Consider the following 21,303-nt stretch of genomic DNA (forward strand, 5'->3'; position numbering starts at 1 on the left):
CCATGCCTGTGGAACGCCCTGGACCGGTGTCTCACCCGTTGCCTTCTGTCCTTCCTCGCAACCGGGAGATCCGTATGTCTAGCCCCATGACTCACATCGCCTGCTCGTCGCTCTCCTTCGCCTGGCCGGACGGCAGTGCGGTCTTCGACGACTTCCAGCTGGCCGTAGGCCCCGGAAGGACCGGTCTGATCGGTCTCAACGGCTGTGGAAAATCGACGCTGTTGCGGCTGATCGCCGGTGAACTCACCCCCGCCGAAGGCCGTATCCGAACGCTGGGCGAGATCGGCTACCTGCCGCAGAACCTGGTCCTCGACACGGCACTGCGGGTCGATGCCGCGCTCGGTGTCGCGGACACCCGGGCCGCACTGCACGCCATCGAAGCGGGTGACGTCCGCGAGGAGTGGTTCGCGGCCGTGGGTGACGACTGGGACGTGGAGGAGCGCGCCCGCGCCACCCTCGATCAGCTCGGCCTCGGTCACATCGGGCTCGACCGCACCATCGGTGAGCTGTCGGGCGGCGAGTGCGTGCTGCTGCGCCTCGCCGCGCTACTGCTGGCCCGCCCCGGGGTACTGCTGCTGGACGAGCCGACGAACAATCTGGATCTGTACGCCCGCTTGCGGCTGTACGACGCCATCGATGCCTGGACGGGTGTACTGGTCGTCGTCAGTCACGACCGTGAACTCCTGGAGCGTGTCGACCAGATCGCGGATCTGCGGGACGGCCAGGTCACCTGGCACGGCGGGAACCTCACGGCGTACGAGGAGGCACTCGCCGTCGAGCAGGAGGCGGCCGAGCGCATGGTGCGGGTCGCCGAAGCCGACGTACAACGCCAGAAGCGTGAACTGGCGGACGCCCAGTTCAAATTGGCCCGGCGAAAGCGCTACGGGCAGAAGATGTGGGACACCAAGCGCGAGCCGAAGGCGGTCATGGGCAACCGCAAGCGGGCCGCCCAGGTGTCGGCCGGCAAGCACCGCGTCCTGCACACCGAGAAGCTGGCCGAGGCGAAGGAGCGCCTCGGCGAAGCCGTCGAGGCCGTGCGCGACGACGACGAGATCCGCGTCGAACTGCCCCGCACGAAGGTCCATCCGGGCCAGGGGGTGCTCGTACTGCGCGACCTGGAACTCGCTCACTGGGCGCGGGTGCGTGGCGAGTTCGAGGTACGCGGCCCCGAGCGGATCGCCCTGGTGGGCCGCAACGGGGCGGGCAAGACGACTCTGCTGCGCACGCTGGCCGGTCAGCTGACCCCGGCGGCCGGTGAGGCAACGGCCCATCTGCCGCTGCGTTTTCTTCCGCAGCGCCTGGACGTGCTCGACGACGCGCTGAGCGTCGTGGAGAACGTGGCGCGGTTCGCACCGGATGCGACGGAGAACCGGATCAGGGCGAAGCTGGCGCATTTTCTGTTCAAGGGGGCGCGGGCCGACCGGCACGCGGGAACGCTGTCGGGCGGGGAACGTTTCCGTGCGGCGCTGGCTGCGCTGCTGCTCGCCGAGCCGGCGCCGCAGCTGCTGTTGCTGGACGAACCGACGAACAACCTGGACATGGCGAGCGTGCGCCGGCTGACGGCGGCTCTGGAGTCGTACGAGGGGGCGCTGATCGTGGCGAGCCACGACGTGCCGTTCCTGGAGTCGCTCGGGATCACGCGCTGGCTGCTGCTCGACGGCGAACTGCGTGACACGTCGGCCGAGGCGGTACGCGCGGAAATGTGAGGAGCGTGGGCGGAACGGCGGACGGATGAGGACCGCACGGGGGTGGGGACGCTCGCCACTTGGGGGCGGTCCCGTCCGCCGTACCCCCGCATCAGTGAGTCGCAACACTCGGAGACTGCGTGATGTACCTCTCCGTACACCCAGCGTGACCTGCGTACATAACGGTACGTAAACGAACTTCGGGTGAGTGGGCTTGGCGAGGGCCTTACTCCCGCCTTAACCTACGGTCTCGTAACCTACGAGGCCGTAAGTACTTCTCCCGTCCCCAGGAGCCCCCGTGACGATCACCTCTCCCCACCTCGGCAGTTCGCAGGCGTGGACAGACGCCCAGCTGCTGTACGCCCTGGAAGAGGTGGTGGAGAAGGAGCTCAACCGTCATCTCAAGGTCGCAAAGGACTGGATGCCCCACGAGTACGTGCCGTTCTCGGACGGCAGGAACTTCCCGGGCATCTTCGAGGACGGTGAGGCCTGGCAGGCCGACCAGTCCAAGGTCTCCGACATCGGCAAGATCGCACTGGTCGTGAACCTGCTGACCGAGGACAACCTCCCCAGCTACCACCACGAGATCGCCTCCCTCTTCGGCCGTGACGGCGCCTGGGGCACCTGGGTGCACCGCTGGACCGCCGAGGAGGGCCGGCACGGCATCGTGATGCGCGACTACCTGCTCACCTCGCGAGCGGTCGACCCGGACAAGCTGGAGCAGTTCCGGATGGCGCACATGGCGGAGGGCTTCGAGTCCGACAACCGCCACTCGATGCTGCACTCAGTGGCGTACGTCGCCTTCCAGGAACTCGCGACCCGCGTCTCGCACCGCAACACCGGTCACCAGTCGGGCGACCCCGTCTGCGACCGCATGCTGGCGCGCATCGCCACCGACGAGAACCTGCACATGGTCTTCTACCGCAACCTGCTCGGTGCGGCCTTCGAGCTCGCCCCGGACCTGACGATGCAGGCCGTGCGCGACGTCGTGGTCAACTTCCGGATGCCCGGCCACGGAATGCCCGGCTTCGAGCGGGCCGCCGCGCAGATGGCGATCGGCGAGATCTACAACATGCGGATCCACCACGACGACGTGATCCAGCCCGTGCTGCGCCACCTGAAGGTCCTGGACATCGACGGGCTCGGCCCGGACGGGCTGAAGGCGCAGGAGGAGCTGGGGTTGTACATGGGCGGCCTGGACAGCGAGGCGGCCAAGTTCGACGAGAAGCTGGCCGCGCGCAAGGCGCGGATGGCCGCCCGCGCGGGCGCCTGACCCTCGGCCCCACGGTTCACCGACGGCCCACGAGCCCGCTCACTCGTGGGCCGTCACCTCTGCGTAGGCGGCGTCGCGCACGTCGGGGACCGGGTGCTGGCGCAGCAGCCTCAGCTGGGTGCGCCAGGGCCCGGTCCACGCGGTGCGGGCGCCGCCTGTCGCGGTGAGCGCGGCGGCGAACAGCCCTTCCGCGGTGTCTCCGGTGGCGCCGAGCCGGGCGGCGACGGTGAGCAGGGTGTCGGTGTCTCCGATGCCGTTCCGGTGTGCGTACGTGATCCGGGTGGCGAGCGTCTGCGCGGTTCGGGAAGCGAGCACGGGCCGCCCCTCGTGCAGGCGGGCGAGCCGGACCAGCGCCGAGTGCAGCGGGTCGGGACCGGCGTCCAGGTCCAGCGCGTGGGCGAGGAGTACGGCAGCCTGCGGTACGAAACCCCGGTGTGCCGCGAGGATGTCGGCGGCGGCGGTACGTTCCGCCCGGAACGTTTCGGGGTGCGTCACGGCCCGTGCGGTCAACAGGTTCACGAGGTGATCGATCCGCTGCCGGGCGGGCCGGTCCCGTTCGGATCCCGCCTCGTCGGCGGTGTCGGTGGTGGCCAGTGTCCGTAGCGCCCGGTTCAGTTCACCGGCCGCCTCCGGCGCCGCGGAGGCCGCGCCGGTCAGCGCGACGGCGGCGGACTGCCAGCCACGACGGCGGTCCAGGTCGGTGAGGGCGTCGACGAGCACCACGCATGCCCCGGGCGCCCACGGCACCCAGCGGGCCAGCGCCTGGTGAGCGAGCGCGGCCAGGTCCTCGTCGTCGGTGGCGCACACCTGCTGCACCAAGCGCGCGTAACGCGGCCGGTAGGCCTCGGGCAGCTCGGCCGGACCCACCCGCAGTACGGCGGTCCGCAGTGCCCGGCCGTCGGTCGCCGCGTCCGCCATCACCTCCCACATCCGCTCGTCACCGAGCAGTTCCGTACCGAAGGCCACGCACGCCGCACGGACATCCGGGTGCTGGCCGGGCAGTGCGTACGCCTCGGCGAGCACGCTCGCCGCCTCGCAGGCCGGCAGCCGGGCCGCGGCGAGCCGCACGGCCTCCTTGCGGCTGGTGATCTTGCCGGTGCCGGGCGCCACCCGGTCCCGCAGCAGGGGACCGAGCCGTGACGGTCGGACGTGGCGCGAGACGCGGCTCGCCGCGTACACCGCGACCCGGGCCCGGTCGCCCCCGGTGTGTACGAGCAGTTCGGGCAACACGCCGGCGGGCCGGTCGGTCCGGGCGAGCGCGGCGAGTGCCGCCTCGGCGAGGACCACGTCGGACGAACCGGTCCAGCGGCTCAGCGCCTGCGCCCCCACCCCCGGAACCGCGGCCAGCTGTCCGATCGCCGTCGCCCGTGCGTGCAGCGGCAGCTTCTCGTCCTGCGCCGACTGCTCCAGCGCACGGGCGGCGGCCCGCATCTGACGTGGCACCCAGCGGCGCACCTCGCGCCCGACCGGCACGGTCCACGGCGTGCCGTGGGTGAGGAACCGTCCGTACGGCGGGGTGTCGCCGAGGAATCGGTCGAGCAGATCGGTGCGCCGCCGGACGAGGACCGAGAGCACGGCGGGGAGCACGGCGGCCGACGGCTCGCGGGCGAGGATCCGTTCGACACGGACGTCCCGGTCGGCGCGCGGCTGCAGCCAGAGGTCGACGGCGGCCCGGGAGGTGGAACCGGTCCCGAAGCGCACGGCCTGCCACAGCAGTTCCTGCAGGTCCTCCATGGCGGCCGCGCGACGGCCCACCGCCCGGGTGAGAGAGAGGACGAGCCCGTAGTCGGACTTCTCGGCGCCCGCCTCCAGCCAGGGCCGCAGCGCCTCGAAGACCGTGTGCTCCTGGCCGCGCCGCAGGGTTTGATCGAGCCGGCCGAGGTCGGCGCCGCCGGTGTTCCCGGAGAGCCTGGTCAGCGTGCGCAACGCCCAACTGACCAGGGCGCGCTGCCCGGTGGCCGTGTGGGTGCGCAGCACGGCGACAGCGAGGGAGCTCAGCGTTTCGCGGGTGTACGGGGAGGAGTCGCGGACCTCGACGGCGTCGGCGACCAACCGGTCCAGCTGCGGTTCCACGTCGTCGGTGAGGAGTGCGGGCGGGACGGCGAGGAGCGCGTGCAGCGCGGCGGACCGGACGGGGTCCTGTTCGTTGCGCAGCCTCGCCATGTCGTCCAGGACGACGGCGACGGCGGCCGGGTCGCCGGAGCGTCCGGCGTTGCGTATCAGCAGCGGCCAGACTTCGGCCCGGTCGTCCGCGGCAGACCGCCGGGTGGCGGCGAGCAGCTTCGCCCGCACCTCACCGACGGGCAGATACGACTCCGCGAGCAGCACGGCGGACCACGGGGCGCCGCGGTCCCGGGCCCGGTCCGCCATCCGCCGCGCCTGTTCCACGACGGAGGTACGGGGCAGCACATCGAGCAGCGTGGCGTCGACGGTGACGCGTGAGCCGGCGCCCTGCCCGTCGGCGACCGCGGTGTGGAAGGCCCCACGGCGGCCCGGTGGCAGCGCCCGGATCAGCCGGTTCTGCTCGGAGAACCCGGCCATGGCACGGCCCAGCTCGACAAGGAGTTCCTCCGGCACCGTGTCGGCCAGGCGGCGGAGCACGGTGCGGGTGAGTGCGCCACTGCGGCGGATCGCGAAGCCGTGGTGGCCGAGCAGCAGCCGAACGCAGCGTGCGGGGGCGGCGGCGACCAGGATGCCGAGCCGGCGGCGCAGGGGTTCGGGCAGTTGTGACGGACCGTACCGTTCGATCAGGTCGAGGACCCGCTCCGGACGGTGCGTGACGGCCGCGGCGATCCCTCGGTCGTGTCCGTACCACAGCCACCATCCGTCACGCGATGTCTCCGGCTTGGCGGCCAGTTCGCGTTCCGCGGCGTCGAGGAGCGGGCCGGGGTGGCGGCGGCCCAACGCGGACCAGCAGGACACCGCGTGGAAGAGCTCCGGCAGCAGTCGGGTCACGGTCCCTGCGGAGCAGCCCGGCAGCAGACGGGCCGCCTCGGCGTCGCCCCAGGTCGCGCGCAGCCCGTCGATCAGCCGGTCGGCCAGAGCGGTGCGATGCCCGTCCACGACGGCGCGGAGCAGTCTGCGGCGCACGGCTTCGGGGGCATCGTCGAGGGCCGCTTCGTACGCCGTGTCCGGTACGCCGAGGCTGTGCGCGACCCGCAGGGCGTGGCCTTGCACGAAGGTGTCCTCGTCGGCGAGGTGCGCGGCGATCCATTCGCTGTCCCGGCCGACGGCCGCGGCGATGACGGCGAGGCCCCGCTCGTACGGTCCACGCCGCTCCAGCTCCGCCAGGACCGGGCGCAGCTCGCCGTCGGCGGCCAGTCCGCGTGCCCGCGCGGCAAGTTCACGCATGCGCTGCGGATACGGGAGCGGGTCGAGTGCGTCCAGGAGAGCTTTCACCATGGGGCGATTGTGCCTTCCGGGATCGAAGTGCCACGAGCGGCCCGGTGAACGCTGCGGACGACAGCGACATCGGCATGCACGGCGAGGACGAACCGGCGTATCCGCCCCGGCGAGGCGGCGCGCCCGCCTCTGCGCCACGTCCGGGCATTGGGGAGATCCTAACCAGCTGACACTCGTGCGTCCTCACGAATTATTTCGGCCGCCCGCTCGGCGATGGCCACCGTGGGCGCGTGGGTGTGGCCACGGGTGATGCGAGGCATCACCGAGGCGTCGACCACCCGCAGCCCCGTCACGCCGCGCACCCGCAGCCGGGGGTCGGTCACCGACTCCGGGTCCTCGCCCATCCTGCAGGTGCCGACCGGATGGTAGAGCGTCTCGGCTCCGGTACGGATCGCCTCGGCGAGGCGCGCGTCGTCGACCGGACCGGGGTACGGCCCCATCGGACCCGAGGTGTGCGCGGCCAGGGGCGCGGCGGCGAACAGGGACTCGGCGCGGCGGACTCCGGCGATCATGCGCTGCAGGTCCGACTCGGCGGTCAGGTAGCCGGGGTCGATGCGGACACCCGGGGCGCCGTCGGCGTTCTCGCCGGTGTCCGGGTCCAGGGTGATGCGGCCGGCGCTCTCGGGCTGGAGCAGGACCACGCCGATGGTGATGCCGTGTTCGGTCGGTGGGGTCAGACCGTGGTTGATGAACGGAGCCGGGGCAAATATCAGTTCCAGGTCGGGGGCGGCGAGTTCCGGGGTGGAGCGGATGAACGCCACCGCCTCGGCGAGGTTCGAGGTGAGCGGCCCACGACGCGCCAGCAGGAAGCGGCCGACATTGGCGAGACTGTCGGCTCCGGTCATGCTCACCGGTTGCGGGCAGTGCACGGTCACGGCGAAGGACAGATGGTCCTGGAGGTGGCGGCCCACGTCCGGGGATGCCGCCCGCACCTCGATGCCGGACTCGCGCAGCTGGTCCGGGTCGCCGATGCCGGAGCGAAGCAGCAGCTGCGGTGATCCGATGGCTCCGGCACTGAGGATGACCTCGCGGCGTGCGGTGAGCGTGGCCGCGCCGTGGCCGCGTTCGGTGACGACGCCGGTGACGCGGGCGGGGTCGTCCGAGTCGAAGGCCAGGCTGCGGATGCGGGTTCCGGTGAGGATGTCGAGGTTGGCGCGGCGGCCGGCCGGCTTGAGGTAGCCGTCGGCGGCACTCCAGCGGCGGCCCCGGTGGACGCTGACCGGGGTGAGGGCACTGCCACTGTGGTCGGGGGCGTTCAGCTCGGGCAGGAACGGCAGACCTTCCAGCGAGCAGGCGTCGAGGAAGGCGGCCGTCAGCCGGCTGGGGTCGCGGGGCGGCGAGATGAAGAGGGGGCCCTCGGTGCCGTACACCGTGCCGTCGCCGGTCGGGCCGGTCCACCGCTCCGCCCGGCGGAAGTACCGTACGAGCGCGTCGTGGGACCAGTCCGAACCGGCGGACCCGGCCCAGGCGTCGTAGTCGTCGCGGTGCCCACGCACCCACATCATGGCGTTGATCGACGAGCATCCGCCGAGGGTGTGGCCCCGGGGCCAGTACAGCTCCCGGCCGCCGAGGGCCGGTTGCTTCACCGTACTGAAGTCCCAGTCGTACGCGGTCTTGAAGAGCTTCGGGAAGGCGGCCGGAATCCGGATCTCCGACTTTCGGTCGCGCCCGCCCGACTCGACGAGCGCGACCCGGACGGTGGGGTCCTCGGAGAGTCGCGCGGCCAGCACGCAGCCGGCCGATCCCGCCCCGACGACGATGTAGTCGTACTCGCTCAACTCGGCTCCCCCTGGACTGTGGACTCAGGATCGCGCAGGGCCGAATTGTGGCATGTACAGGGGAAGTTCAGGCCTGCTTGCGCTCAAGTCTGCGCAGTCGTTCCCGCTCCTTCTCCGAGAGGCCGCCCCAGACGCCGAACCGCTCGTCGTTGTCGAGGGCGTACTCCAGGCAGGCCTCCCGGCCTTCGCACGCGTTGCACAACTGCTTGGCCTCACGTGTGGAGCTGCCGGGGGCAGGGAAGAAGAATTCGGGTCCCGCTTGCGCGCACAGCGCTGTCTCCTGCCAGGCGAGTGCGGAGTCGGTCACGGTGTTGATCAGCATGGTGGACACAGTGCCCGGTCGCGATAAACGACTGATCAACGACGCATCAATGCGGGGCTCGCACGGCCTCCGGTCAGCTCCCCGGCGCCTCGGCGCTCCTGATCACCGCGAAGTGCGCACCGTACGGATCGGCGACATTGGCGAGCTTGCCCACGCCGTGCATGTCCATGGGTTCCAGTGTCAGCTTGCCGCCCAGCCGCTCGACGTCCGCGACCGCGGCGTCGCAGTCCTCGACTTCGAAGTACGGCAGCCAGTGCGGTCCCAGAACGGCCAGGGTCGGAACGGTGTTGACGGGTACGAGCCCGCCGAAGCCGGCCTCTTCGCCACCGCCCGCGGTGCGGATCACAGTGTAGGACCCGCCGCCGCCGGGGAACGGCGTCTGGGCGGTGTCCCACCCGAAGACAGTGCGGTAGAACGCGGCGGCCGCGGGCACGTCCGGGGTGTAAAGCTCGGCCCAGCAGAGCGTGCGCGCAACGCCCACCGCGCCCAGGCCCGGTACCTTCTTCGGCTGCCAGGTCCCGAAGTACGCCCCACCCCGGTCGGTGAAGCCGCCCATCCGGCCGAAGTCGAGGATGTCCATCGGCGGGAAGGGCACCACGCCGCGGGCCTGCTCGACCGACTTCGCGGTGGCATCGACGTCGGGCGTCTGGAAGTAGACCGACCAGGACGACTTCGCCTGCTCCGGCGGGACGGTCATCGCTCCCGCAACCGATTTCCCGTCCAGCATGAACATCCCGTATCCGCCGGTCTCGGGACCGCCGGGCACGAATTCCCAGCCGAAGAGGCCTCGGTAGAAGGCGGTGGCCCCATCGAGGTCGGGCGAGCCGAGATCGAGCCAGTTGGGGGATCCGGTGACAAAATCGGTGGTGAGCATCGCGCGGCTCCTTCAGCGAGTCCCGTACCAGTACTGCAGCGGTATCTCCTGACCTTCCGAGTCTTGCACCGGGCACTGACAACCGCGGTCCACGCAACGCCGGAATCCATTGCGCCGGGGCACGGCCTTCATGGTTGCTCGGCACATGGCGACCAGAAGGGCCCATGCCTCGTAGGCGCCCTTGCTCCGCCCCTCGGCCCACGCGCCACCGGCCCCTGCTCTCTTCGGCAGCCGCGTCCAGGCAGTCGAGGAGGGAGCGCAGTTCGCGCCGGCTGCCATCGCTCAGGATCTGCAGCGCGAGCCCCTCGTCGTCCCGGGTGGCCTCGCGCAGCGCGGCGGCGGACCGGTACGCGGCCGGGTCGGTGAACCGCAGCCGCACGTGCCCTGCCGGTCCACCGCCCAGCCCCGCCCGGCCGTCCCTGTCATCGGCCCGTGGCACGATATGTCTCACTCGGGCAGGTGCCGGGCGAGGCGGCAGCGGGGCTGCGCGGACAGAGGAACGTACATGACAGAGGCCGGGGAGACCGATACCGGGGCTCCGAGGGGGAAGGCCGCCCGGGAGTTGCTCGCGCACGCCGAGCAGCTGCTCGGCGTGGCGCGTGCGGTGCTGTCCGATCACACCCGCGCCGTCGAGGCCATACACGCCGAACTCACCCCGATCCTCGACTCCCTGATCCGCCGCGAGCTGGCCGCCATCCCGGTCTCCCGGCTCAAGGACGTCACCGAGGGCCGGTTGCGCATCGGCGCGGTCGAGCAGGCCGGTTACACCACCGTCGGCCAGGTCCACGAGGCCAACCGGTACGAGCTCCGTCAGATCCCCGGCGTCGGTGCGCAGACCGCCGACCAGGCACTCGCCGCCGCCGGGCAGATCGCCCACGCGGTCCGGGACACGGTCGCCGTCCGGATCGACGTGGAAGCGCCGGACGAGTCCACCACCGCCCTGATCACGGCCCTGCACCGGCTGGTCGAGGCCGGACCGGACGTCCGGCGGGCGGTGGACGCGGCCCGACGACTCGTCGGCCGGCTGGAGCCGCTGCTCGCGGAGGCCGGGCCGGCTCGCGGGCGGCTGCGCATGCTGTTCTCCGGCCGGCAGGCCCGCGCGACGGCGCTCGCCGCCGTCGCGTCCGTACGGACCGTCGTCGCGGAAGCGGCGGAGCGCGGACTACCGCTGCTGTTCGGGCAGGTGTCGGTCGATCTGCTGCGGGCCCCGGAGTCGGAAGTCGCGGCCTGGGTCGACTTCGAGCTGCGGTCCGCCGAGTACTACAGCCTGCTCGCCGAGGTGTCGGGCACCGGCCCCGACCGACACGCCGCCGAGGGGTTCCTCCCCTCCAGGATCGCGGACCGGGTGCGCGGGGTGCGGCTCGACGACGCGCACCTGCGGGTCTCGCTGCGCGGCTACCAGTCGTTCGGCGCCCGTTTCGCGCTCGCACAGAAGCGGGTGATCCTCGGCGACGAGATGGGGCTCGGCAAGACCGTGCAGGCCATCGCCGCGCTCGCGCATCTCTCGGCGCGGGGCGAGACGCACTTCCTGGTGGTGTGCCCGGCGAGCGTGCTGATCAACTGGGCCCGGGAGGTCCGGGCCCGCTCCACGCTGCGGGTCCTGCCGGTGCACGGCCCCGAGCGGCAGGAGGCGTTCGCCGAGTGGCACGAGCGGGGCGGAGTCGCCCTCACCACGTTCGACGCTCTGCACACCCTGCCGGCCGCCCGGGACGGCGGAAAGCGGCCCGGCATGCTGGTCGTCGACGAGGCCCACTACATCAAGAACCCGGCCACCCGCCGCTCGCGCGCGGTGTCCGGCTGGGCAGGACACACCGATCGGGTGCTCTTCCTGACCGGTACGCCTATGGAGAACCGTGTGGAGGAGTTCCGCAGCCTGGTCCGCCATCTCCAGCCCGAACTGGCCCCGTCCATCAGCACCACCCATGGTGTCGCGGGTTCGCACGCCTTTCGCAAAGCCGTCGCGCCCGCCTATCTGCGCCGCAACCAGGAGGACGTGCTGACCGAACTCCCGGCGCTGGTGCAGGTCGACGAGTGGGAGGAGTTCAGCGAGGTCGATCTCGCCGTCTACCGCGAGGCGGTCGCCGCCGGGCAGTTCATGCGGATGCGCCGGGCGGCGTACGCGCGCCCCGAGACCTCGGCGAAGCTGAACCGGCTGCGTGAGCTGGTCACGGAGGCCGCCGGCAACGGACTCAAGGTCGTCGTGTTCTCGTACTTCCGCGAGGTGCTCGCCACGGTCCAACAGGCCCTGGGCGAGGGCATGTTCGGACCTGTCTCCGGAAACGTCCCGGCCGCCCGCCGGCAGGAGCTGATCGACGAGTTCAGTGCGGTGGACGGCCATGCGGTCCTGCTGAGCCAGATCCAGGCAGGGGGCGTCGGACTGAACATGCAGGCCGCGTCGGTGGTCATCCTCTGCGAGCCGCAGATCAAGCCGACGATGGAGCACCAGGCCGTGGCCCGTGCGCACCGGATGGGGCAGATACGCACGGTCCAGGTGCACCGGCTGCTCGCGACGGACAGTGTCGACCAGCGGATGCTGGACATCCTGGCCCGCAAGAAGCGGCTGTTCGACGCGTACGCACGGCGCAGCGATGTCGCCGAGACGACACCGGACGCCGTGGACGTGTCGGAGAGAAGCCTGGCCCGGCGCATCGTCGAGGAGGAACAGCTGCGCCTCGCGACGGGCATGACCCGAGGCTGACCCTCAGGACTTCTCGGCCTTCGGCGGGTCGGTCTTCATGTCGTGCATCTCATGCATGTCGTGCGGGTCGTAGCCCGGGACCGTGCCGTCCGCCTTGGCGATCAGCAGCAGCCCGGCCATGCCCATGTCGGAGTGGCTCTGCACATGGCAGTGGTACATCCAGGCGCCCGCGCCCACGTGTTCGCCCGCGATGACCTGGAAGCCGAAGGAGTCCGCCGGGCCGACGATCTTCGTATCGATGACCCGGCTGGGGTCGTCGGGGCCGGCGAGCAGGCCCGTGCGGTTGTCGGCCCAGCGGTGACCGTGGACATGGAACGTGTGGTAGTACTCGCCGTGCGTGATCATGACGACTTCCAGCCGGTCACCCACGGTGGCCTCGAAGTTGGGGCTCTCGGTCGCCGGCTTGTTGTTGATCGTCATGTCGTTGAAGACGATGGTGATCGTCTTGTCCGGCAGGATGTCGCCCTTGCGCCGGACGATCACCGGACCGTACAGCCCCTTACGGATGCCGCCCGAGCCGTGGTCCGTCCCGACGACATGGTCGTGGTAGTGCCAGTAGCCCGCACTGCCCGGCTGCCAGGTGCCGTCCTTCCTGCGGCCCGGCGCATGGGTGCGCCAGGTGTACGTGCGCGTGCCACCCGGTTCGACGATGCTCTTGTTCATCCGGGTGCCGTCGCTCGCGATGTCGTAGTCGACGCCGTGCGCGTGGAGGCTGGCGGCCACATCCATGGTGTTCTCGAACTCGATGTGCAGGGTGTCGCCCTCGTTGATCTCGATGAGCGGACCCGGGACCGTTGCCTTGCCCTTCTCGAATCCGTAGCCCATCCGACCGTCCGCCAACTTCTCCGCGTACAGCTTGAGATGGCGGACCACGCCGCCCGCCGGAGCGGTTTTCGGCGGGGGCTCCGCCGAGCTGGCCTCGATCGTTCCGAGAGACAACGATGTCACTCCGGTCGCCGCCGCGACCCCGCTGCCCACCAGGAACCGGCGATTGAAGCTCCTTCGATCCATGTCGAACTCCCGACTGTCATAAGGGTATTTGCGGAGGTTTCCAGAGACCGGCGGGGCGCACGTGACCCCCGGGACGGGCCATACGGTAGCCCGGGGATCTTCGTTTATCCACACTAAGGACAAAGTTCGTGCCATTGCCGCCATAGCTATTGGCGAGTCGCGAAAAGAGGTCTAGCTTCATCGGCTGTTGCAGTGACTCCATGCTGTTGCAGTGACCAAAGAGGGGTGGGTGACCACATGCAGCGCACACCACATCACCGGTCCAGATCACGACGCGGGCTGGCGGCGGCCGTGGCGGCCGGCGCGCTGACCGTCTCATTACTCGGCCAGAACGCCGCCGATGCCAGGCCTCATCCGGTGGACACGCAGTCGATGGCGACAACGTTGTCCCTGCCGTCTCCGCCCGGCGGCGCCACCGTCAAGGTGCTCGTCTTCCACGCCTCGGCGACCGACGAGTCCCCGACCGTCGACGCCGGTATCGCGGCCATCGAGAAGATCGGCCTCACCGGACCGGAGGCCGGGCGATTCAAGACTGTTGCGACTGACGATCCGGCCGTCTTCACCAACGGAAAGCAGCTCGGCAAGTACAACGCCGTCGTCTTCCTGACCGGCGGCGGTGATGTCCTCGACCCGGAGCAGGAGGCGGGCCTGGAGGCGTACATGGAGGCCGGCGGCGGCTTCCTCGGCATCCATGACGCGGCACGCACCGAACCGTACTCGGACTGGTTCACCGGCCTGGTCGGCGCCCGTCCGGCAGCCGACAGCCCAACCGCCGTACAGCGGGCCACGGTTGAGATCGGGGACCGGCAGCACCCGGCGACGAAGAACCTGCCGCTGGAGTGGAAGCGCCCCGACAGGTGGCTGAACTGGACGAAGAACCCGTCCGGCGATGTGCACACCGTGGCCCGCGTCCGCGAGATCACGTACAAGCCGGGGGCCAGTGCCAACGGCTGGGACCACCCGGTGTCCTGGTGTCGTGACTACGATGGCGGCCGGTCCTTCTACACCGCGATGGGCGGTACGGCCGACAGCTTCGCGGAGACGGACTTCCGCGACCATCTGCGGGGCGCACTCGCCTGGACGACCCGGATCTCGCGGGCCGACTGCAAGGCGACGATCACCTCCAACTACAAGGCGGAACGGGTCACCCAGCCCAATCAGCCCGGTCAGAACGACCAGATCGGCGAGCCGCACGGACTGGTCGTCGCGCCCGACGGACGGGTGCTGTACATCGGGCGCGGTGGCGCCGACAGCAGCAAGCCGGTCGTCACCGACTGGAACGACCCGAACATCGGCAAGGGCCTGGGCCAGATCCATGTCTACGACCCGAAGACCAAGAAGGTCACCCTCGCCGGAGAGCTGACGGTCTTCGGGAACAAGGGCGGCGGTGACGAGCTGGTCAAGGTCGAGGAGGGCCTGCTCGGGATCGAGCTGGACCCGGACTTCGAGTCCAACGGCTGGGTGTATCTGCACTACACGCCCCACTCGAAGATCGACCGCGACAAGCAGATGGCGGTGCGTCAGGTCTCCCGGTTCACCCTGGACCTGGCCACGAACAAGCTGGATCTCTCGTCCGAGAAGGTGCTGCTGCACTGGCCGGTCCAGATCCACAGCTGCTGCCACGCGGGCGGCGGGATGGCCTGGGACTCCAAGGGCAACCTGTACATAGCGGCCGGTGACAACAACTCCTCCGGTTTCAGCGACGGTTACTCCGGCAACAACCCGGCGCCGAACTACAAGGGCGTGTCGTTCGCCGATGCCCGGCGCACCGCGGGCAACACGAACAACCTCAACGGGAAGATCCTGCGGATCCACCCCGAGGACGACGGCACGTACACACTGCCCGAGGGCAATCTCTTCACCGGCAAGGAGCCGGACGAGGGCGGCGGCAAGACCCGCGGCGAGATCTATGTGATGGGCGTACGCAACCCGGCCCGGATCTCCGTCGACAAGACCACCGACACCCTGTACGCGGGCTGGGTCGGCCCCGACGCCGGCGCGCCGAGCACCACGTGGGGTCCGGCGAAGTACGACACGTTCGCCGCGATCACCAAGGCGGGCAACCACGGCTGGCCGTACTGCATGGGCAACAAGCAGCCGTACCGGGACCGCAATCTTCCGGACCCGAGCAAGCCGCTCGGCTGGTACGACTGCGACCATCCCAGGAACGAGTCGCCGAACAACGACGGTCTGGTGAATCTGCCGCCGATCACGTCCAACACCATCTGGTACTCGCCGCAGGGCGGTGGCGTGGACTACCCGCGCGACGCGAACGGCATCCCGAGCTACAAGGTGGAGGAGCAGAAGCAGCTGCTGCCGTGGCTCAAGGGCGGTGGCCAGGCGACGATGAACGGCCCGGTGTACCGGTACGACGCGGCGAGCACCAGCGCGGACAAGTGGCCGTCGTACTGGGACGGCAAGTGGTTCGTCGGTGACTTCTACGACGACACGCAGCCGCGGCATGCGGTGCTCACCGACCCGAAGACGGTCGGCAAGGGCGGTCTGCCCACCCACGCCGAGTCCCTGAAGAAGATCATCCCGGTCGGGGCGGACGGCATCCGCAACCTGATGGACTGGAAGTTCGCCCCGGACGGTTCGCTGTACGTCCTGGACTACGGGCGCGGCTTCTTCACCTCCGACTCCAAGTCCGCGCTCTGGCGTGTGACGTACAAGGGCGGCGAGCCGACCCCGGCCGCCTCTGATCTGGCCAGGAAGGCGGCAGTGCAGTGAGACACCGTTCGTTCCTCGCTCAACCTCATTATCGGCCCGTGCTGTTGTGGCTGGCCATGCTGGGCTCGTTCCTCATGGTTCTGGGGCTGACGTCGACGGCCGCGTACGGTCGTGATGCCGGCCGGCAGGCCGCGGCGGCCGATCAGGTCCTCACCTGGACCGCGGGCGATCCCATCGACCACTATCTGTCGGCTCCCACGACCGCGGTGGCCGGCAAGGCGACCATCGTCTTCGAGAACAGCACGGCGACCGGCAACACGACGAGCATGCCGCACACGCTGACGTTCAGCGTCTCCGACCCCGAGTTCAACAACGACGTGCCGCTGAACATCCTGGCCAACCCGGGTGACGACCAGGGCGGCAGGCACACCGTCGAGGTCACGCTCACGCCCGGCCGGTACTTCTACCACTGCACCATGCCGGGTCATCAGGCGATGCAGGGCATCCTCACCGTGACCGACGGCGGTGGCGGCGAGGACACCACCGCACCCGAGACGTCGGCGAAGGTCGACGGCGACAAGAACGCCGACGGCGCGTACATCGGTCAGGCGACGGTCACCGTCTCGGCGACGGACGACAGTTCGGGCGTCGGCACCGTCGAGTACGCGGTCGGGGCCGACGGCGCCTGGCAGCCGTACACCACGCCGGTGGTGGTGAACGAGGTCGGCACGCACAGCATCCGGTACCGCGCCACCGACAAGGCGGGCAACACGGCCGCCGAGAAGTCCGTCGACTTCGCGGTCGCCGCGCCGCCGACCGACGACAGTACGGCGCCGGAGACCTCGGCGACCGTCTCCGGTGAGAAGGACGCCCAGGGTGCGTACCTGGGTATGGCCACGGTCACCGTGACCGCGTCCGACACCGGGTCCGGCGTCAACACCATCGAGTACGCGGTCGGGGCCGACGGCGCCTGGCAGCCGTACACCGCACCGGTGATGGTCCACGAGGTGGGGGCGCACACGGTCCGCTACCGGGCCACCGACAAGGCGGGCAACACGGCCGCCGAGAAGTCCGTCGACTTCACCGTCGTCGCCCCGCCGTCGCAGGACACGACCCCGCCGCAGACGACGGCGAAGGTCGAGGGCGACAAGAATTCGGACAACGCCTACCTCACCAGCGCCAAGGTGACGGTGACGGCGACCGACGCCGGGTCGGGTGTGGACAGGATCGAGTACTCGCTCGACGGCGGCCCGTACCTCGCGTACACGGCCACGGTCATCGTCGACCGCGTCGGCCACCACACCGTCGCCCACCGGGCGACGGACAAGGCGGGCAACACCTCCGAGGCGAAGCAGGTGTCGTTCACCATCGCGCAGAGCGGGGGCGTGCCCGCGCCGAACTGCCCGGAGTTCGACGAGCGGCTGACCGTCATCGTCGGAACGGTCGACACGGGCGTTCCCAACCGCATCACCGGCAACCGCTGCACGATCAATGAGCTGATCGAGGACGAGAAGGACTGGCCGTCGCACGCGCTGTTCCTCAAGCACGTCGACAAGGTCCTCGACAAGCTGCTCGCCGCCGGGGTGATCGACGCCCGCGAGCACAAGAAGATCTACCGGGCGGCCAAGCAGTCGGGCATCGGCAAGCCGGGCCAGGACGAGGGGTACAAGAAGCTCTTCGACGGCACGGCCGACTCGTTCGCCAAGTGGCAGCAGGTCGGCGGTGGCAGGTTCGGGCTCAACGCGGACGGCTCGATCACCAGCTCCACGACCGTGGACGGCATGGGGATGCTCTGGTTCCCGGGACGGCAGTACGGCGACTTCTCGCTCAAGCTCCAGTGGCGCGATGACGCCCCCGGCACGGGCAACGCCAACGGAGGTGTCTTCGTCCGCTTCCCGAACGTCCACGACAACCCGGAGGAGTCCCGCCCGGAGTGGGTAGCCATCAAATACGGCCATGAGGTGCAGATCCTCGACAAGCCGGACGGCGACATGTACAAGACGGGTTCGATCTACGGATTCGACCGGATCGGCCTGGCCGGCGCCGGGGTGACGCCCAAGGGCACCTGGAACGACTACGAGATCCGGGTGGTCGACCAGCACTACTCGATCTACCGCAACGGTGTCCTGCTGAACGAGTTCGACAACAACGGAGGACAGGTCTTCGAACCGCCACGGGGGGACGACCCGGGCACCGACGGCCGGCGTTACTCGTCCGGCTACATCGGACTCCAGGTCCACAGCACCTCGGACGTGATCTCGTACCGCGACATCCGGATCAAGGAGCTGTAACCGCTCAGGGAGACGTCAGGTGGCCGCGGCCGCATGCTGAGGCATGTGGTCGCGGCCTTCCGGATACCGGTGGCGCCACACCAGGAACACGGTGCAGGAGACCAGCGACCATCCGGCGAGCACCAGGTACGGGAAGGCCCGCTGGTGACCTTGGTAGTAGACGGCGGCGTGCTGGGCGTTGACCGAGGCGCCCGGGGGGAGCCAGCGGCCGATGAAGCCGAGAACCGACGGCAGCAGCGGCCAGGAGACCGCACCGCCTGAGGACGGGTTGCCCAGCAGCACCATCAGTCCCCAGGTGGGAATCATCGCCCAGCGCCCCATCAGGGCGTTGAACATGGTGAAGACCATGCCGGTGGTGAACATGGTGAGGGAGAGGATCATCCACGACTGGAGGAACGGCAGCTTGACGGAGCTGAGCAGCCAGTCCACCACGGCGGCGATCGCGAACCCGCCGAGCAGGGCGTAGGCGACGGTGAATCCGATCCGGTCCAGGGGGGCCAGCGCCTTGGCGTGCACATTCAGCTGGATGGCACCGACGAATCCGATGATCACCGCGGCGAGCGAGATGTAGAAGAGGGCGAGGCCGCGCGGGTCGCCCCGCTGCAGCGGCTTCACGTCCTTGACCTTCACCGGCACATGGGTTGCTTCCCCCACCTTCAGCGTGGACTCGGCGAGCAGTTGGGCGACCGAGGCTCCGGACGCGCTCGCGACATCCAGACCGACCCCGCCGTTCTCGGACCGCAGGATGCCGAAGACCTTCTGCTGCTCCAGTGCGGTGCGGGCTTCGGCTTGGGTGCCGTACTCACGGAGCACCAGCGAGGTGTCGAGCGCGGCCTCCAGCCGGTCGAGGAAGACCTTGTCGCGCACGGTGTCGAGGTCGCCGACCACGGCGGCCGGGATGTTGCGCGGGGTCGGGTTGGCCATCGCGTACGTGTAGGAGCCGGCGAAGAGACCAGCGGCGGCCGCGATGATGAACAGGAGCACGACGGCGGGCAGATACGGGGACGCCTTGAACGCCGCCCATCGGTCACCGGGGGCCGGGGGCCGGGCATGGTCGCCGTGCGGTGTGACGGGCTCCAGGTCGGGCGCGCTCATGCAGCCCCGTCCTCGTCGTGCCGGGCGCGGCTCGGCTGGACCCGTTTGGGTTCGCCGGGCATCTTCGGGTACTCCGGCGGATACGGCATGTCGCCGAGCCCGCGTTCCTGCTCGTCACGGTCCGCCAGTTCCAGCAGACCGTCGAGCCGGAAGGCGTGGTCGTCCATGTCCGCGTGCACATCGCCCACCTCCGCGTACCGCTTCGGCATCGTCCTGATGTCGAAGTCGCGCGGCTCGGCGTCGTCGATCTCGTCCCACCGCAGGGGTGCGGAGACCGGGGCGTGCGGGTGGGGCCGTACGGAGTAGGCGGAGGCGATCGTCCGGTCGCGGGCGGTCTGGTTGAAGTCGACGAAGATGCGTTCGCCGCGCTCCTCCTTCCACCAGGCGGTGGTCACCCGGTCCGGCATCCGGCGTTCCAGTTCCCGTCCGGCCGCGATGGCGGCGCGGCGGACCTCGGTGAACGTCCAGCGGGGTTCGATCGGTACGAAGACATGGATGCCGCGGCCGCCGGAGGTCTTGGGCCAGCCGCGCAACCCGTGGTCGTCGAGGACGGCCCGCAGCTCATGGGCGGCGCTGACCGCGTCGGCGTAGTCCGTGCCGGGCTGCGGGTCGAGGTCGATGCGCAGCTCGTCGGGGTGGTCGGTGTCGGCGCTCCGCACCGGCCAGGGGTGGAAGGTGAGCGTGCCGAGGTTGGCCGCCCACAGGACGGCGGCGAGTTCGGTGGGGCAGATCTCGTCGGCCGGACGGCCGCTGGGGAAGGTGATCCGGGCGGTGGGGATCCAGTCGGGGAGGTTCTTCGGGGCGCGCTTCTGGTAGAAGAAGTCGCCGTCGACGCCGTCCACGAAGCGCTGGAGGGTGGTCGGTCTGTCCCGCAGGGCGCGGGTGATCCCGGTGCCGACGGAGAGGAAGTACTCGACGACGTCCCTCTTCGTGTAGCCCTTCTCCGGGAAGTACACCTTGTCCGGGCTGGACAGCCGCACCGCCCGCCCGTCCGCATCCAGCTCCACCGCTGTTCCCGCTGCGCCCATGGGGCCACGCTAGGCCGGGCTCACATATGCCGCATATCGGGAGACTGATCGAGGTATCCGGGTAAGAATCGCTCCATGGATCTGCCGGTGATGCCGCCCGTGAAGCCGATGCTCGCCAAGTCCGTGTCCAGGATCCCGCCCGGGATGCAGTACGAGGCCAAATGGGACGGCTTCCGGGCTATCGTGCACCGCGACGGCGACGAGGTGGTGATCGGCAGCCGCACCGGCAAGCCGCTCACCCGCTACTTCCCCGAGCTGGTCACGGCGGTTCGGGAGAATCTGCCGCCGCGCTGTGTGATCGACGGGGAGGTCGTCGTCGTGTACGACGGCCGGCTGGACTTCGACCGGCTCAGCGAGCGCATCCATCCGGCCGATTCACGGGTGCGGCTGCTGGCCGAACAGACCCCGGCCAGCCTGGTCGCCTTCGACATCCTCGCGGTGGGCGACGACTCTCTGCTGGGCACCCCGCAGGTGGACCGGCGCGCGGTGCTGGAGGCGGCGCTGTCCGGTGCCTCGGCCCCCGTCCATCTCGCCCCCGCGACCACGGACCCGGCCGTCGCCCAGGAGTGGTTCGAGCGGTACGAGGGGGCCGGGCTCGACGGTGTCGTCGCCAAGCCGCTCGATCTGCCGTACCGCCCCGACGTCCGCGTCATGTACAAGATCAAGCACGAGCGGACCGCCGACTGCGTGGTGGCGGGCTACCGCTTCCACAAGAGCGGCCCGATCGTCGGCTCGCTGCTGCTCGGCCTGTACGACTCCGAGGGCGTCCTGCAGCACGTCGGGGTGTGCGCCGCCTTCCCGATGAAGCGCCGCGAGGAACTCGTGACGGAGCTGGAGCCACTGCGGACCGACTTCGCCGACCATCCGTGGGCGGCCTGGGCCGACGCCACCGCGCACGAGACCGCCCGGCTGCCCGGCGCGCAGAGCCGGTGGTCCACGAAGAAGGACCAGTCGTGGGTGGCGCTGCGTCCGGAGCGGGTGTGCGAGGTGGCGTACGACCACATGGAGGGCGACCGGTTCCGGCACACTGCCCAGTTCCGCCGGTGGCGGCCGGACCGCACCCCCGGCGGCTGCACGTATGCGCAGCTGGAGGAGGTGGTGGGATACGACCTGGCCGAGGTGCTGTCAGCCCACTGACGTCGAGCCCGACGGTGTGGCGCAGGGGTCGGACAGCCC

General features: G+C 70.1%; 13 protein-coding genes and 1 pseudogene. 6 read left to right on the forward strand and 8 right to left on the reverse strand.

Translation table 11 applies throughout. The annotated features are described in order from the left end of the window. Positions 1-74 precede the first annotated feature (74 nt). Together OHB49_RS07680 and OHB49_RS07685 are read left to right on the forward strand one after the other, a co-directional pair. On the forward strand, positions 75-1,706 hold the full coding sequence (locus OHB49_RS07680) for an ABC-F family ATP-binding cassette domain-containing protein (protein WP_329158979.1): 1,632 nt from the start codon (positions 75-77) through the stop codon (positions 1,704-1,706). 277 nt (positions 1,707-1,983) lie between these two features. After that, on the forward strand, positions 1,984-2,958 hold the full coding sequence (locus tag OHB49_RS07685; protein ID WP_329158981.1) for an acyl-ACP desaturase: 975 nt from the start codon (positions 1,984-1,986) through the stop codon (positions 2,956-2,958). 39 nt (positions 2,959-2,997) lie between these two features. On the opposite strand, the gene OHB49_RS07690 is transcribed toward OHB49_RS07685, so the two are convergent. The 5 genes and pseudogenes from OHB49_RS07690 to OHB49_RS07710 all read right to left on the reverse strand — a co-directional run. Then, entirely contained in the window at positions 2,998-6,360 is a 3,363-nt protein-coding gene (locus tag OHB49_RS07690; protein WP_329158983.1) for a hypothetical protein, read from the reverse strand. Between the two features lie 158 nt (positions 6,361-6,518). Next, the gene (locus OHB49_RS07695) at positions 6,519-8,138 is read right to left on the reverse strand and encodes a GMC family oxidoreductase (RefSeq protein WP_329158985.1); all 1,620 of its coding nucleotides are present in this window, start codon (positions 8,136-8,138) and stop codon (positions 6,519-6,521) included. 67 nt (positions 8,139-8,205) lie between these two features. Then, positions 8,206-8,460 (reverse strand): WhiB family transcriptional regulator, encoded by a 255-nt coding sequence (locus tag OHB49_RS07700; RefSeq protein ID WP_329158987.1) that lies wholly within the window; start codon positions 8,458-8,460, stop codon positions 8,206-8,208. 73 nt (positions 8,461-8,533) lie between these two features. Then, entirely contained in the window at positions 8,534-9,334 is an 801-nt protein-coding gene (locus OHB49_RS07705) for a VOC family protein (RefSeq protein ID WP_329158988.1), read from the reverse strand. Positions 9,335-9,551: 217 nt separating this feature from the next. Next, positions 9,552-9,725 (reverse strand): annotated as a pseudogene (locus OHB49_RS07710) (ABC transporter); the annotation flags it as partial. Positions 9,726-9,839: 114 nt separating this feature from the next. On the opposite strand from OHB49_RS07710, the gene OHB49_RS07715 reads away from it, so the two are divergent. Continuing rightward, complete coding sequence (locus OHB49_RS07715) at positions 9,840-12,032, forward strand: DEAD/DEAH box helicase (protein WP_329158990.1); 2,193 nt, start codon at positions 9,840-9,842, stop codon at positions 12,030-12,032. Between the two features lie 3 nt (positions 12,033-12,035). Here OHB49_RS07715 and OHB49_RS07720 read toward each other — a convergent pair whose 3' ends face one another. Continuing rightward, positions 12,036-13,043 carry a multicopper oxidase domain-containing protein gene (locus OHB49_RS07720; RefSeq protein WP_329158992.1) on the reverse strand — a complete coding sequence of 336 codons (1,008 nt, stop codon included), beginning with the start codon at positions 13,041-13,043 and terminating at the stop codon, positions 12,036-12,038. A 237-nt stretch (positions 13,044-13,280) separates the two neighbouring features. On the opposite strand from OHB49_RS07720, the gene OHB49_RS07725 reads away from it, so the two are divergent. Continuing rightward, positions 13,281-15,773 (forward strand): ThuA domain-containing protein, encoded by a 2,493-nt coding sequence (locus OHB49_RS07725; protein WP_443079500.1) that lies wholly within the window; start codon positions 13,281-13,283, stop codon positions 15,771-15,773. Positions 15,774-15,829: 56 nt separating this feature from the next. Further along, complete coding sequence (locus OHB49_RS07730; RefSeq protein ID WP_329166394.1) at positions 15,830-18,004, forward strand: OmpL47-type beta-barrel domain-containing protein; 2,175 nt, start codon at positions 15,830-15,832, stop codon at positions 18,002-18,004. 15 nt (positions 18,005-18,019) lie between these two features. On the opposite strand, the gene OHB49_RS07735 is transcribed toward OHB49_RS07730, so the two are convergent. Together OHB49_RS07735 and ligD are read right to left on the reverse strand one after the other, a co-directional pair. Then, a complete protein-coding gene (locus tag OHB49_RS07735) occupies positions 18,020-19,099 on the reverse strand; it encodes an ABC transporter permease (RefSeq protein WP_329158994.1) in 1,080 nt (359 codons plus the stop codon). Next, on the reverse strand, positions 19,096-20,106 hold the full coding sequence (ligD, locus tag OHB49_RS07740) for a non-homologous end-joining DNA ligase (RefSeq protein WP_329166395.1): 1,011 nt from the start codon (positions 20,104-20,106) through the stop codon (positions 19,096-19,098). The genes OHB49_RS07735 and ligD overlap by 4 nt, the downstream gene beginning before the upstream one ends. Positions 20,107-20,202: 96 nt before the next feature. On the opposite strand from ligD, the gene OHB49_RS07745 reads away from it, so the two are divergent. After that, positions 20,203-21,264 (forward strand): ATP-dependent DNA ligase, encoded by a 1,062-nt coding sequence (locus tag OHB49_RS07745; RefSeq protein WP_329158995.1) that lies wholly within the window; start codon positions 20,203-20,205, stop codon positions 21,262-21,264. The last annotated feature ends 39 nt before the right edge of the window (positions 21,265-21,303 follow it).

It is taken from the genome of Streptomyces sp. NBC_01717 (assembly GCF_036248255.1).
Taxonomy (GTDB): Bacteria; Actinomycetota; Actinomycetes; order Streptomycetales; family Streptomycetaceae; genus Streptomyces.

Coding starts and splice junctions, on each gene's coding strand:
- OHB49_RS07690 (WP_329158983.1), bottom strand. CDS start 6,360: ATGGTGAAAGCTCTCCTGGACGCACTCGACCCGCTCCCGTATCCGCAG.
- OHB49_RS07730 (WP_329166394.1), top strand. CDS start 15,830: ATGCTGGGCTCGTTCCTCATGGTTCTGGGGCTGACGTCGACGGCCGCG.
- OHB49_RS07725 (WP_443079500.1), top strand. CDS start 13,281: ATGCAGCGCACACCACATCACCGGTCCAGATCACGACGCGGGCTGGCG.
- OHB49_RS07745 (WP_329158995.1), top strand. CDS start 20,203: ATGGATCTGCCGGTGATGCCGCCCGTGAAGCCGATGCTCGCCAAGTCC.
- OHB49_RS07680 (WP_329158979.1), top strand. CDS start 75: ATGTCTAGCCCCATGACTCACATCGCCTGCTCGTCGCTCTCCTTCGCC.
- OHB49_RS07735 (WP_329158994.1), bottom strand. CDS start 19,099: ATGAGCGCGCCCGACCTGGAGCCCGTCACACCGCACGGCGACCATGCC.
- OHB49_RS07720 (WP_329158992.1), bottom strand. CDS start 13,043: ATGGATCGAAGGAGCTTCAATCGCCGGTTCCTGGTGGGCAGCGGGGTC.
- OHB49_RS07705 (WP_329158988.1), bottom strand. CDS start 9,334: ATGCTCACCACCGATTTTGTCACCGGATCCCCCAACTGGCTCGATCTC.
- OHB49_RS07700 (WP_329158987.1), bottom strand. CDS start 8,460: ATGCTGATCAACACCGTGACCGACTCCGCACTCGCCTGGCAGGAGACA.
- OHB49_RS07715 (WP_329158990.1), top strand. CDS start 9,840: ATGACAGAGGCCGGGGAGACCGATACCGGGGCTCCGAGGGGGAAGGCC.